Here is a 12,189-nt window from a genome sequence, read left to right as displayed (position 1 = left end):
CACAGAGCGCTCGAGCGCTCCCTCCGCCGGAATTACCCGGATCAGGTTCCTCGGGTCGCTCTTCCTTCGGCGGCATCCTTGCGCCTGACGCCGATCCGAGGAATCGCCTCTCAGCCGTTTCCGGCTCCCCGCGCTGTATGCGGTAGATCCTAACCGATCTTCGCCCATTTGCAATCGCGCAGCGGTACAGATCCCGCCAGGGAAAGAGGGGGGGCGTCGGGGAGCTCGATCGGAGATGAATTGAAAATTTAAGAGGAGAGTGAGCCGTTGGGCCCCGGCTGCTTCTCGATCAGGGCATAGGCCGCATGGTTGTGGATGCTCTCCATGTTCTCGGCTTCCACCCGATACCAGAGGATATCGCTGCGTGCGTTCAAGCGGACAGCTACATTGCGCACCAAGTCCTCGACAAAGACCGGATGGTCATAGGCCTGCTCGGTCACGAACTTTTCGTCGGGTCGCTTGAGGAGCGAATAGATGGGGCTGCTCGCCGAGCCCTCGACGAGGTCGATGACCTCCTCGATCCAGATCGGCTCACCCGACCGGATCGAGGAGGTCACATATCCCCGTTGGTTGTGAGCGCCCCGGTCGCTGATCGCCTTGGAGCACGGACAGAGGGTCGTGACCGGCACAATCACGGTCATCACGAAGTCAGTCTCCGGGCCGCAGGCGGCAGCTTCAAAGCGCACCTGATAGTCGACCAGCCCTGTCGCGGCGGTCACGGGGGCCCTCTTCTCAAGAAAATAAGGAAACTCCATGATCAAGTGTGCCACCTCGGCATCGAGTCGCTTCTGGAGCGCGTGAACCATGGAAAACAGGTTCTTGACGTGAATGAGCCGCCCATGGGCGTTGAGCACCTCGACGAACCGACTCATGTGCGTTCCCTTGAAATGGTGCGGCAGATCGACGAGCAGGCTCACCGTGGCCACGGTTGACTGTGTGGCGAAGCTCCGGTCGCGAACCTCGATCGGATGGCGCAGCCCTTTGACGCCAACGCGATCGATCCGGATGCGGCGATGGTCCTGCTGGCTTTGGCAATCGGCGAGAAGTATTCCTTGGCTCTTGCTGTTCATGGGAGAGAAAGTCTCTCAGCATATCCATTCGGTCACCCGCTGCAAAGCGTGTTTGTCCCCGCCCTCCGCGCGCAAACGCACGCTTTTCACTTGGAGGGGCCTTCCCCCTTCGCTAGCGTACCCGTGGGCAGGTAGCTCAACGGCAGAGCAGGTGCCTTTTAAGCACTTGGTTCAGGGTTCGAATCCCTGCCTGCCCAGGTTCGTCTCTGGCGCATCCTTTTTCTCTTTCCTAGGCCTCGCCTTGCGCCCGGCAAATCAGGGCCCGGAAATGGTTGCCACGCTCTTCGAAGTTGCGGTAGGCGTTATAACTGGGAGCGGCCGGAGAGAAGAGGCAGCATGTCCCTTCCGGAGTCTGGGCCATCGCCGTACGAACCGCAGCCTCGAGCGTTTCCACGAAGAAAAGCTTTCCGGAGAACGAGACGTCGGCTCCCCGCAGGAGATTCCCGAGCCGGGAACCGGTCTCCGGGAGAAGGATGATCGACCGCAAGCCAGGAGAAGCCGCCAGGGAACGCGCAAAGCCTTCGAGCGGTAGCCCCCGGTCTTGCCCTCCCACGATCAGGGTCCGGGCGTGGGGAAGGGCGGCAAGCGCCACCAGAGCGGACTCGGGAACGGTCGAAATCGAGTCGTTGTAGAAAGCAATCCCCCGGACAGAGCCCGCCGGCTCCAGCCGATGGGGTAAGGGCGAAAAGGAGTCGATCGCCTCCTGCATCGCCGATGGCGGGATTCCCAAGACCTTTGCGGCCAACAGCGCGGCCGCCGCATTCTTCCGGTTATGCCCCCCGAGTGGCTGGAAGCGGGAAAAATCGATCTCCGGCAGATCCTCCGGACCTTGATAGGGAATTCTCCGAGCGGCTCCCCCTTCGATCCGGAGATGGTCGGCAATCCTGACGTCCTCACCCGAGTAGATCAGGACGTCATCCGCGGATTGCCAACGAGCAATCCGGCTCTTGGCCAGCCCGTAGGCGGCGAAGCTTCCATGAAAGTTGAGGTGCTCGGGATAGAGATTGGTCCAAAGAGCGATGTGGGGGGAGCTTCGCGCAAGCTCGAGCTGATAGGAGGAGAGCTCGCAAATCACGACCGATTCGGGCCGGAGATCGCTCCAGACGGTAAAGGGCGGAATGCCGATGTTGCCGACAAGGAAGGTCTGCCGGCCCGCGCACCGACAGATATGCGCCAAGAGGGTTGCGGTCGTGCTCTTGCCCTTGGTTCCGGTGACGCCAACGATCGGGCAAGGGGCAAATTGGAGAAAAAGATCGGCCTGGCAGGCGATCTTTCCCGCCTGGCCGTCGAGAGCGAGCTGGCGCGTCGGAATGCCCGGCGCCTTGAAAACGAGGTCGAATTCCGGAAGCCGCCGCAGCGCTTCGGATTCCGGAATCCGATCGACCGGGAGCGGGACGAGCTCGGTGGCTTCCAGAGCAGCCAAGCTCCGATCTGCGGCCACAAAGGGCTGCCCGGGGAGAAGCTGCCGGAGGAGATTGACAGTCGCCTTGCCCTCCCGACCCAAGCCCCAGACGAGGATCTTCTTCCCTTCGAGAAAGCGGACCAGCTCTAGATGGGGAGTCATGCGAAGAAGGAAGCCGGCCCAAAGGGATCGAGCAGCGGAAGGAACTCCGAGGGAAGACCATGATCGGAATTCCAGGAAGCCAGCAGCGTTTCGACCGAGGGATCGGCAGCTTTCAGGAGGCCCCGCTCTTTGGCGAGCCTCACCAAGAGAGGAGGGGCAGGGCGACGGGCGAGCAGAGCCGCCGCCGCCCGGCACTCGGCGAGCGTTCCCACGCAGGCAAATGGCTTGCTCTTCTCTCCGCCCAGAAGGGAAAAAAAGAATGGAGCCAGGGAAACATCCTCGAGCAACTCCCGGCCGAAAATCTCCTCTATCCTCCGTCTTTCCACAAAAGGGGAGAGAATCAGGGCGACAAAGAGACATTTCGCGCAGCGACCGCACCAGCTCCGGCCGGGAGAGCTGCAGCTCCGAAACCGTCCGAGCGCTCCCGGGATGCGGGCAAATCGCGCGGCGATCTGCAGCTCGTTCCAGGGACGCAAGAGGCTGAAGTAGCCCACGCTTGGCGTAATCCAGCGGGCCGCATAGCTCGCGAAGTCACGCTCGAAGGCGAAGCTCTTCGAATATTGATGGTTGATCTGGCTTCCCAAAATGGTCGGCTCCTCAGCGCTCGCTTCGTTGGAGAGCACAATCCACCGTTTGCCCAGTGTTGCGGCGGTCAAGAGGGCGGCAAACGCCAGGAGAGCGGAAAATGGCGTATGTCCGTTCCAAAACCCTCGCCGGTTGAGATCCAAAAGCAGGGGATCGATCGTTCGCTTCGCGATTGCGGTACGCGAGAGGGAAAAGCCAAAGGCGGAAAGGGTGCTTCGCTGCTCCCAAGAGGAGTTGAGCAGAAAGGGGGTCACGGGCGCCTCCCCTGCGCGAAGAAGGTCGAGGGTCACAAACGAGTCCTTTCCGCCACCCACCGGAACGAGGGTTCCGGTGCAGTCGCGCCGCTCGAACGGAGCGAAGCGGGGTCCCGAGGCCTGGATTTCGGCGAACTCGTCCTCGGTGACGGCAAGGCCATTGCGAAAGAAGAACTCGCCCAGCCCCCGGAAATAGAGCCGCTTCCACCAGGCGATCTGCTCGTCGCTCAACCGCCCCGCCTGGATGCGAATCCGCGGCGGGCAAGCCGCCTTCCAGTAGCTGACGAGCTCGATGAGGCCCAGGCTAAAAATCAGCGGGTCGAGCATCTCCTTGCCCGGAAGGGGGGGAGCGACGGGGAAGGAGCTGCGTGGACGAAACACCAGGGAATCGCCGAGGCGGAAGGAAAAGAGCACGGAGATCCGGTTCTTATGCAGCCAGTAGCGAAAGCCTTCGTAGCAAAGCTCTTCACAGCGCCGCCAACTCGTTCTCGACAGGCTCGACATCGATCCACTCAACCTTCGGCAAAAGCGCGATCCGCCTGCTCGAGCATGGGAAAGTCGCCGATATCGAACCATCTTCCCGGAAGCCGCCAGGAAAAGACGGGGTGACGCCGATAGAGCCATTCGATGAATCGGCCGGGCTGATCCCGACTCTCTCCTTCGGCCAGATATTGACGGAGGTAAGTCCATGCCTCCGAAGGAAAGTAGTAGAGGGCGATGGCCGTGAGGGTCCCTTCGGGATTCTTCGGCTTCTCCTCGAAGAAGACGATGCGTCCTTCCCCGTCGAGCCGGATGTGGTTGTATCGACGGATCGCCTCCCGATCGCCCACGTCGTAGACTCCGACGACGGGCTTGCCGATCTTTCGTCCGTAAGCTACGAAATCGCCGAGCGGCGCATCGAAGAGGTTGTCTCCTGCAATGACCAGGAGCTCTTCGGAAATCCTCTCCTCCTCGATCACGAAGGCGAGATCGCCGATGGCACCCAGACGGTCCGCTTCCGAGGTGGAGCCGTCGTCCAAGATCTTGAGATCAAGCCCAGGCTGCTCTATTCGGTAGCGTTGACCCCATTCCTCGAAGGCTTCCGCGAAGCGGTGGTTCGTGACGATCAGGCATTCAACCGGGCCGCCCAGCGAGCGGACCCGGTCGAGAATGTGCTCGAGGATGGGACGCCCCGCGATGGGCAGAAGCGGCTTAGGCTGGTTCTGCGTGAGGGGATAAAGCCGGGTTGCATAGCCAGCCGCCAGAATCAGTACACGCATCGTCCCTCCCATTCTACCGGGCGAGCAGCTCGGGATAAAAGCGCTCCGCCAGCCGGTTCAGCTCCTCCAACACCTCGGAGGCCTCTTTCCGGAGGAGGGCGGCCGACACCCCGTCACGGGCGTCCGCGGCGCAAACGCTCCGGACGGCGGTCTTTACCCGAGGAATGAGAACGGAGCCCATACTTAGCTCTTCCACGCCGAGCGCAATAAAAAAAGGCAGCAGCGCCAGATTGCTGGCCATCTCCCCGCAGACGCTCACCGAACGGCCAAGCTTGTGCGCCTGGCCCACGACGCCCTGGATCAACCGGAGCACCGCCGTGTGCGGAGTCGGATAGAGGGAGGAAACCCGGTCGTTGAGCCGATCGACGGCCAGCGTATATTGCTCCAAGTCGTTGGTTCCGATGCTAAAAAAATCCGCTTCCTCGGCAAGCAGATCGGCCATGAGGGCGGCGGCCGGCGTTTCGATCATGACGCCGCAAGGTATATCCCGAAGGTCATGTCCTTCCGCCACGAGCTCTTGGCGAACCTCCTGCAACAGCGCGCGGGCGCGGCGAAATTCGCCGACGTCGGTCACCATCGGGAACATGAGCGAAACATTGCCTTGGCTCGACGCGCGAAGGATCGCGCGAAGCTGCGTACGAAAGATCTCCTGTCTTTCCAAGGAAAGGCGGATCCCGCGGAAACCCAGGGTCGGGTTTCTTTCCAGCGGCCTGACGGCAAGCCAAGGAAGAAGCTTGTCTCCGCCCACATCGAGCGTGCGGATCACGAGCCGATGAGGCTTCGCCCATTCGGCCGCCTCTCGATAGACGGCCAGTTGCTCTTCCTCGGAAGGCCCATTCTCGGAGCGAAGGAAGAGAAACTCGGTACGGTAGAGCCCGACCCCGTCGGCGTCGTTTTCGCGGATGAGGGGCAGATCCTCCGGAAGCTCCACGTTGGCCGAGATCCGCATCCGCTGCCCGTCGCTCGTGGCCGCCGGCCCTCGCTTTTCTCGGGCCGCCCGGGTCTGGGCGAAGAAGCGGGCTTGGTCGGCCCGCGCCTGGAACTTCCTCTGCTCCGATGGGCGGAGAATCACGACGCCGGCGAAGCCGTCCACCAAGACCTCCGCTTCCTCATCGATCCGATCGAGAATGCCGCGAACGCCCACGACGGCGGGGATGTTCAGCGATTGCGCCAGGATCGCCGCATGGCAGGTCTGACTCCCCTCCTCGGTCACCATTCCCAAGAGCAGGCGACGATCGAGGGAGACGAGATCGGAAAGCAGCAGAGCGTCAGCCACGACGACGCGGGGCTTGTCGAGTTCAAAACCTTCCTCCTCGCCCCCCCGCAAGTTTCGGAGCACCCGCTTTCCGACATCGCGAACGTCAAGCGCCCTTTCCCGAAGATAGGCATCATCGATCCGCTCCATCTGCGCCACGAAGGAACGAATCACGTCCTGATAGGCGGCCTCGACGCAGACCTTCTCCGACTCGAGCCGCCTTCTCACCGCCTCGAGGATCGTGGGATCGTCGACCGCCAGCAGATAGGCCTCGAATAGCGAATCGCTTGCCTGGGACCAGGAGCGGACCAGCTCTTCCTTGGCCTGCAAGAGCTCTCCCCGAGTCTTGAGCAACGCGCTCTCGAGCCTGTCGAGCTCCTCCGGGACCTGCGCGGCCGTGATGGGCCGTCGACGGACGAACTCGTAATCTCCGCGAACCGCTAGCGCCGGCCCGATCCCGATGCCCGGCGCGGCCGCCACGCCCGCAAAGCATTCTTCCGCTCTGCCGCTCATGAAGAGACTCGTTGGAGGAAGGGAAGCGGTTTCCGGCCAGAGGCAAGAGCTGGAAATGGGAGGACGCGACAGTCCCGGCGCCCCGAAAAGGAACGTCCGGCTAAGGCTCCGGATCGAAATTTTTCTGGACCAGATCGCACAGTGCGATTACCGCGGCCGCCGCATCGGGCCCTTTTGCGGATACTTTCAAGCGGGATCCTTGATTCGCGGCGAGGATCATGATCCCCATGATGCTCTTGCCGTTAACGACCTCCCCGTCCTTTTCGACCTGAATATTCGAGACGAAGCGGTTCGCGACCTTGACGAACATGGCCGCTGGACGCGCATGGAGCCCAAGCTTGTTGCGGATCATGACCTCCGCCTCAGCTTCTCCTACAGCAGCCTTCTCCGTTCCGTTCGCGTTGCCGGCAGCCGGTTTCTCCATGGCGCTTGCTCGTACTATTGCTTTCTCTTGGTGAGCTTCGTTAGCTTCTCATTGAATTCCTGAGCGGCATTATGCCCCATCGATCGAAGCTTTTGATCGAGGGCCGCCACCTCGACCAGGGTTGCCAAGTCTCTGCCAGGACGAATGGGAATCATAACATGGGGAATCCGGATATTCAAGATCTCGTACTCGTCCTGATCGAGGCCAACCCGCTCGATCTCGTCGCCCGGCTCCCACTCGCGCAAGGTGGCAACGAGATCCACCCGCTTTTCGATCCGAATGGCGCGCAAGCCGAACAGGCTCGTCACGTCGATGATGCCGATTCCTCGGACCTCCATGTAAAACCGGCTGATATCGGGGGCACGGGCCACCAGCTCTCTCCCCTCCAGGCAAAAGATGGTCGTGATGTCGTCCGCAACCAGGGAATACCCTCGGGCGATCAGAGAGAGGACGCACTCGCTCTTCCCGACCCCGCTCGCCCCCTTGAGCAGGACGCCAATCCCCTGGATATCGACCATGCTGCCCTGCTCGTTGACCCGAGGAGCGAAATCCATCTCGAGGCAGATCGTCACCGTGTTGATCAGGCGCATGGTGTGCAAGCTCGAAAGGAAGAGTGGGGTTCCGGTCTCCTCCGCTTCCTCGATCAGAAAGTCGGGGGGCACGATCCCGCGCGAGACGATCAGGCAGGGGATCTTCCGCAGAAAGATCGCGCGCACTCTGGCCCGAGCCTCCTCCGTCGCCAGGCTCTTCAAGTAGGAAGTTTCCCCTGCGCCGATGATCTGGACCCTTTGCCAGGCGAAGTTCTTCAAATATCCCGAAAGCTGGAGGCCCGGCCGGTTCACGGAGCCTTCCAGGATCATCCGCCCCAAGCCGGAGCGGCCGGCAACGAGCCTTCCTTGCAGGGCTTCCTCGTGCTGCGCAAAGAACTCTCTTGCCGTAACTCTCGGCACCGAGCCGACCGTGCTTTTTGGCCTCGTCATCCCCATACCCTCCTCTCTCCCGCCGCGTATGCACGGAGCGCCTCCTCCCCGGCTTTCGCCTTCAGGCAGGTTTCCTCGTATTCCGCGACGGGGTCCGAATCGATGGTAATCCCGCTGCCGATCGCTAGGGAAACCGTTTCGGAGGTCACCTCCAAGGAACGGATCGTCATGGTAAAAGCCGCATCTCCGGAAAAGGCGATATATCCGAAAACCCCTGTGTAGAGTCCCCGGGGCTCGGATTCGAGACGCGAGAGGATCTCGGCGGCCCGCCGCTTGGGTGCCCCGGTGATCGATCCGCCGGGCAGGCAGGCAAAGAGGGCGCTCACCGGATCGATGTCCGGACGAAGGATCCCTTCGATCGAAGAATAGAGATGCCAAAGATGGGCATGACGCGTCGTCGCCGCAAACCGTCTGACTCGCACTGTCCCAAACCGGCAGACCCGCCCGAGATCATTTCTCTCGATGTCGGTGACCATGAGCAGCTCCGCTCGCTCCTTCGGATTTGCCTGGAGCGCCAGGGGAGAATCGACCTCAGCGCGCAGGGAGCGGCGCAGAGTGCCCTTGATGGGTCGTGTCTCGATGCGCCTGCCTCGGATCCGCAGGAAGAGCTCTGGGGAAGCGGAGAGAAGCCATCCGTTCTCGGTCCTGAGGAAGCCCCTGCCTGGGGGACGATCCTGCGCGAGCAGGCACTCCCAGAGGCGAAAAGGATCGGCCGCAACTTCCCACCAGAGCCGCCGGGCGAGGTTGACCACGTAGATGTCCCCCGATCGGATATACTCCTGGGCTTCCCGGACCATCGCAACGAACCTCTCGCGCCCTGTTCGAGAAGAAGCGGCGGGAAGCGGCCGAGGAAAGACCCGATGCCCGGGACTCCTCCGGCGCCAGGATTCTTCCCGCCAGGGCGCAGCACTCCTGTGCCAAGTCCGGTAGATGCCGAAGCGAAAGTCGCCAGTGAAGGAGACCGTGCCGAGCAGCCCGCCAGAAGAACCGAAGGGGCCGCTTCCCGCATGGGCCAGGTAGGCCTCCCGCAGTCGCTCCCACTCCTCGCCTCTACCCCGAACGATCTCCACGGGCTCTTCCGCCAGGAGATATCCGCTCCCCCGTCCCCAGAGCGGAACAACGCCAAGCTCATCGTCTGGATTCATGGGTCCTGCGCTCACCGTCGGCGAGGCTTACCATGAGGTGTGGACGGACGTAGCACCCTTGGATGCGACGAGGGCCAAGACCCCGTGGGCAACGATCTCGACGGAAAGAGAGGCGAGGATGAGCCCCGTGATCTGTACGAGCAGCGCGATCCCGCCCTGTCCGAGCAGCCGAGAGATGCGGGCTCCCCCGCGCAGGACAAGATAGGTGAGCAAGAGGACGCCAAGCATCAAGCCGGCATCGATCGCTTGGACCGGAATCGGATAGACGTGGTTGTCCGTCAGCAAGACGGCGGCCAGGATGGCCTCCGGGCTCGCAATCACCGGCATCGCCAAAGGAAAGATCGCCGGGTCCTGGCCTTTGGCTCCTTTCGGGTCCTCATGGTGGGCAAAGATCATCTGCAAGGCGAAAAGGAAGAGGACGACCCCCCCGGCAACTTGAAACGAGGCCACGCTCACATGCATCGCCTCGAGCAAGAGCTGGCCGAGGACGAGGGCCCCGACTAAGACCAGCGTCGCGTAGAGGACCGCCCGCCGGGCGACCGAAGCCCGCTCGCGATCGGAAAAACCCGGGGTCAGCTGGAGAAAGAAGCCCAGGGTGGCCACGGGGTTGATCGTCGCAAAGAAGATCAAGACATCCTGCCCGAGTTTCTGTGTGGTGAGCCCCTCCATGGATCCGACTCGTGAACTCTGGCCAAGCCACCCTTCAACCGCAAGCAGCAATTCCTTGTCAACCCAAGGTCCTTGAGCCTCAATAGTCGCCATGGCTGTTAAGAAGGCTATCATCCCCCCCGGACTCCCTGCTCCGATCGGCCCCTATTCGCCCGGAGTCGTCATTGGGGAATTCTGCTTTGTTTCCGGTCAGCTCCCGCTGCCTCTCGATGGCGGGCCGATTCCCGAAGGGATCGAAGCGCAGACCGAGCGGGCGATCGGCAACCTCGAGGCCGTGCTGAGCGAAGAAGGGTTCAGCTTGGCCCATGTCGTCAAAGTCTCGCTCTTCCTGAGCGATCTCGACGATTTCCCGGCGATGAACGAGATCTACGCGCGGCACTTTCCCGCACCGCGACCTGCTCGTACCGTCGTCGCGGTCTCCCGGCTCCCCCGAGGAAGCCGGATCGAGATCGAAGCGATTGCCCACCGCTAAACGCTCATGGACCTTCTCGACCAACTGCGCGCCACGGGAGCGCTCCTGGAAGGACACTTCCTCCTTCGCTCGGGCTTGCACAGCCGCCAATTTCTCCAGTGCGCCCTCCTCCTCCAGCACGCCCGGCTGGCCTCGAAAATCTGCGAATTGCTCGCCGGGCGCGTCCGGAACCTCTCGTTCCCCACGGTGATTTCGGCGGCGTTGGGAGGCATTCCCCTCGGGCAGGAATTGGCCCGCCAGCTTGACCGGCGGCATATCTACACGGAAAAGGAAGGGGATCGGCTTTTTTTGAAACGGTTTACGATCGCTCCGGGCGAAGCGCTGCTCGTTGCCGAAGACGTGGTAACGACCGGAGGAGCGGTCCGGGAGGTGGTGGAAGCCGCCCGGCGCGCGGGGGGACGGATCGTCGGGATCGCCTGCCTGGTCGACCGGAGCCCGGAGCCGATCGATTTCGGCGTCCCCTTCTTTTCCCTTCTCCGGTTGCCGATCGAGGTCTTCTCCGCGGACCAGCTGCCAGAGGATCTGCGGCATACCCCTGCCGTCCGGCCTTGAGGAAGGATTCCCCGAATGAGCTCGCTCTGTTGGTGGTTATTGTCCGGTGCGATTCTCCTCGAGGTAGCGGGCACGACTTGCTTGAAGATCTCCCATGGGCTCACCCGCGCCCTTCCCGCCGGCTTGGTGATCGTCTTTTACGCCGGAGCCTTTGTCTTCCTTGCGCGCGCGATGAAGGGCCTCGAGATGGGGGTCGCCTACGCGGTATGGGCGGGAACGGGCACCGCCCTAACGGCGACGATCGGCATCCTGCTCCTGGGCGAAGGCTTCCACTGGCAGAAGATCCTCGGCATCGCCTGCATCATCGTGGGGGTCGCCGCCCTCCAGTCCGTCCGAGGTTGACCCGCTATCCCTGCCTGGTCCAGTCGAGCGCCTTTTTCCGCAGCTCGTAGACGAGGCCGACGCCGAGCACGGCCAAGAAGAAAAGCATGGCGAAAAGAATCCGGAGGCCGTAGGCCAGCTCCTGACGATAGACGACCGCCCAGACAAAAAAGAAGACCGTTTCGATGTCGAAGAGGATGAAGAGCATCGCCACCATGTAAAACTTCACCGAGAAGCGGGGATTGGTCGGACCGATCGGATCCTTCCCGCACTCGTAGGGGATGTCCTTGGCCGGGGTCCTCCGTCCCCGCTGACCGATCAAGATCGCTCCTCCGAGCATCGAGACGGCAACGACGACCGCGATCACCATCTGGAACAAGACTGGGACGTACTCGAGATTCATGACAAGCTCCGGCGACCTACCCTACGAGGAAGCCTCCTATGGGGGAAGCACGTTTTTTCTCTTTTCCCTGCGTGGGGGCGCTCGGCAGGCTCCCCAAAGAGAGCGGAGAAGGAACATAGCTGAGCCGCATGCGACTTTTTTTTGCACTCTGGCCCACCATGGAAGAGCAAATGCGCTTCCGAGACGCCGCGCGCGACCTGGTGCCGATCGTTTCCGGCCGCTGGATCGCGCGGGAGAACCTTCATCTCACCCTCCTCTTTCTGCCTTCCGTGGACGAGGAGCGAACCGGTCCCCTTTTTTCTCTGGTGGACCGCTCTCTTCTCCCCAACATCTTCCTCCGGCTCGACCGGCTACTCTTCCAGCCCGCCGGGCGCGAGGGGCTCCTCTGGCTCGTTCCGAGCGGTCACTCCGGGCTGGCGCATCTGGTCGAATCTTTGCGGGCACGGCTCCGCGCCATGGGCTGCCCTCTATCGTTTGGACGCTCCTTCTCCCCTCACATCACCTTGGCACGCCGCGCAGTCCTGCCGTGCCGACCACGGAGCAGCCGGCGGCAGCCGGTTCTGCTCCACCGCCTCGAGCCGCCGATCGACTGGGCGGTGCGGGAGCTGGCGCTGGTCTCCTCGGAGACGCGGCCCGAGGGCAGCCGCTACACCCTGCTCGCCTCCTGGGCTCTGCCAACGCCCGCCTAGTCGAACTCCTCTTGTATTTTCCCAGAGAAGCCCG

14 protein-coding genes, 1 tRNA gene and 1 riboswitch are annotated in these 12,189 nt (G+C 62.4%); of the genes, 5 read left to right on the top strand and 10 right to left on the bottom strand.

Features of this window, described 5'->3' with window-relative positions; all coding sequences use genetic code 11:
* Positions 1-141: riboswitch (TPP riboswitch) on the bottom strand.
* Between the two features lie 107 nt (positions 142-248).
* The gene (gene folE2, locus MacB4_RS07685; protein WP_206863288.1) at positions 249-1,070 is read right to left on the bottom strand and encodes a GTP cyclohydrolase FolE2; all 822 of its coding nucleotides are present in this window, start codon (positions 1,068-1,070) and stop codon (positions 249-251) included.
* 125 nt (positions 1,071-1,195) lie between these two features.
* On the opposite strand from folE2, the gene MacB4_RS07680 reads away from it, so the two are divergent.
* A tRNA-Lys gene (locus MacB4_RS07680) sits at positions 1,196-1,267 on the top strand.
* Between the two features lie 32 nt (positions 1,268-1,299).
* On the opposite strand, the gene murD is transcribed toward MacB4_RS07680, so the two are convergent.
* The 8 genes from murD to MacB4_RS07640 all read right to left on the bottom strand — a co-directional run bounded on the left by murD (position 1,300) and on the right by MacB4_RS07640 (position 9,718).
* On the bottom strand, positions 1,300-2,634 hold the full coding sequence (gene murD, locus MacB4_RS07675) for a UDP-N-acetylmuramoyl-L-alanine--D-glutamate ligase (RefSeq protein ID WP_206863287.1): 1,335 nt from the start codon (positions 2,632-2,634) through the stop codon (positions 1,300-1,302).
* Positions 2,631-3,977, bottom strand: a complete 1,347-nt coding sequence (locus tag MacB4_RS07670; RefSeq protein WP_206863286.1) for a hypothetical protein — start codon at positions 3,975-3,977, stop codon at positions 2,631-2,633. The genes murD and MacB4_RS07670 overlap by 4 nt, the downstream gene beginning before the upstream one ends.
* Before the next feature lie 8 nt (positions 3,978-3,985).
* On the bottom strand, positions 3,986-4,732 hold the full coding sequence (locus MacB4_RS07665) for a nucleotidyltransferase family protein (protein WP_242529178.1): 747 nt from the start codon (positions 4,730-4,732) through the stop codon (positions 3,986-3,988).
* A 13-nt stretch (positions 4,733-4,745) separates the two neighbouring features.
* Positions 4,746-6,500, bottom strand: a complete 1,755-nt coding sequence (gene ptsP, locus MacB4_RS07660) for a phosphoenolpyruvate--protein phosphotransferase (protein WP_206863285.1) — start codon at positions 6,498-6,500, stop codon at positions 4,746-4,748.
* A gap of 100 nt (positions 6,501-6,600) precedes the next feature.
* Entirely contained in the window at positions 6,601-6,924 is a 324-nt protein-coding gene (locus MacB4_RS07655) for an HPr family phosphocarrier protein (protein ID WP_255551652.1), read from the bottom strand.
* 14 nt (positions 6,925-6,938) lie between these two features.
* The gene (hprK, locus tag MacB4_RS07650) at positions 6,939-7,904 is read right to left on the bottom strand and encodes an HPr(Ser) kinase/phosphatase (protein ID WP_206863283.1); all 966 of its coding nucleotides are present in this window, start codon (positions 7,902-7,904) and stop codon (positions 6,939-6,941) included.
* Positions 7,901-9,049, bottom strand: coding sequence for an anthranilate synthase component I family protein (locus MacB4_RS07645; RefSeq protein ID WP_206863282.1), 1,149 nt, complete (start codon positions 9,047-9,049; stop codon positions 7,901-7,903). Before MacB4_RS07645 ends, hprK begins: the two co-directional genes overlap by 4 nt.
* 27 nt (positions 9,050-9,076) lie before the next feature.
* The gene (locus MacB4_RS07640) at positions 9,077-9,718 is read right to left on the bottom strand and encodes a MarC family protein (RefSeq protein WP_206863281.1); all 642 of its coding nucleotides are present in this window, start codon (positions 9,716-9,718) and stop codon (positions 9,077-9,079) included.
* 91 nt (positions 9,719-9,809) lie between these two features.
* Here MacB4_RS07640 and MacB4_RS07635 point away from each other — a divergent pair, with 91 nt between their 5' ends.
* The 3 genes from MacB4_RS07635 to MacB4_RS07625 are packed head-to-tail and all read left to right on the top strand — an operon-like array spanning position 9,810 to position 11,084.
* Entirely contained in the window at positions 9,810-10,190 is a 381-nt protein-coding gene (locus MacB4_RS07635) for a RidA family protein (protein WP_206863280.1), read from the top strand.
* A 6-nt stretch (positions 10,191-10,196) separates the two neighbouring features.
* On the top strand, positions 10,197-10,742 hold the full coding sequence (pyrE, locus tag MacB4_RS07630; protein WP_206863279.1) for an orotate phosphoribosyltransferase: 546 nt from the start codon (positions 10,197-10,199) through the stop codon (positions 10,740-10,742).
* Between the two features lie 15 nt (positions 10,743-10,757).
* Positions 10,758-11,084 carry a multidrug efflux SMR transporter gene (locus MacB4_RS07625; RefSeq protein ID WP_206863278.1) on the top strand — a complete coding sequence of 109 codons (327 nt, stop codon included), beginning with the start codon at positions 10,758-10,760 and terminating at the stop codon, positions 11,082-11,084.
* Positions 11,085-11,088: 4 nt separating this feature from the next.
* Here MacB4_RS07625 and MacB4_RS07620 read toward each other — a convergent pair whose 3' ends face one another.
* Entirely contained in the window at positions 11,089-11,466 is a 378-nt protein-coding gene (locus tag MacB4_RS07620; protein WP_206863277.1) for an NADH-quinone oxidoreductase subunit A, read from the bottom strand.
* A gap of 128 nt (positions 11,467-11,594) precedes the next feature.
* Between MacB4_RS07620 and thpR the strand changes: the two genes are divergently transcribed.
* Positions 11,595-12,155, top strand: coding sequence for an RNA 2',3'-cyclic phosphodiesterase (gene thpR, locus MacB4_RS07615; RefSeq protein ID WP_206863276.1), 561 nt, complete (start codon positions 11,595-11,597; stop codon positions 12,153-12,155).
* Positions 12,156-12,189 lie beyond the last annotated feature (34 nt).

This window comes from Methylacidimicrobium sp. B4, assembly GCF_017310545.1.
In the GTDB taxonomy this organism is placed as follows: domain Bacteria; phylum Verrucomicrobiota; class Verrucomicrobiia; order Methylacidiphilales; family Methylacidiphilaceae; genus Methylacidimicrobium.
Note: the sequence above shows the minus strand (reverse complement) of the source record. Positions and strands in the feature narration are given on the sequence as shown.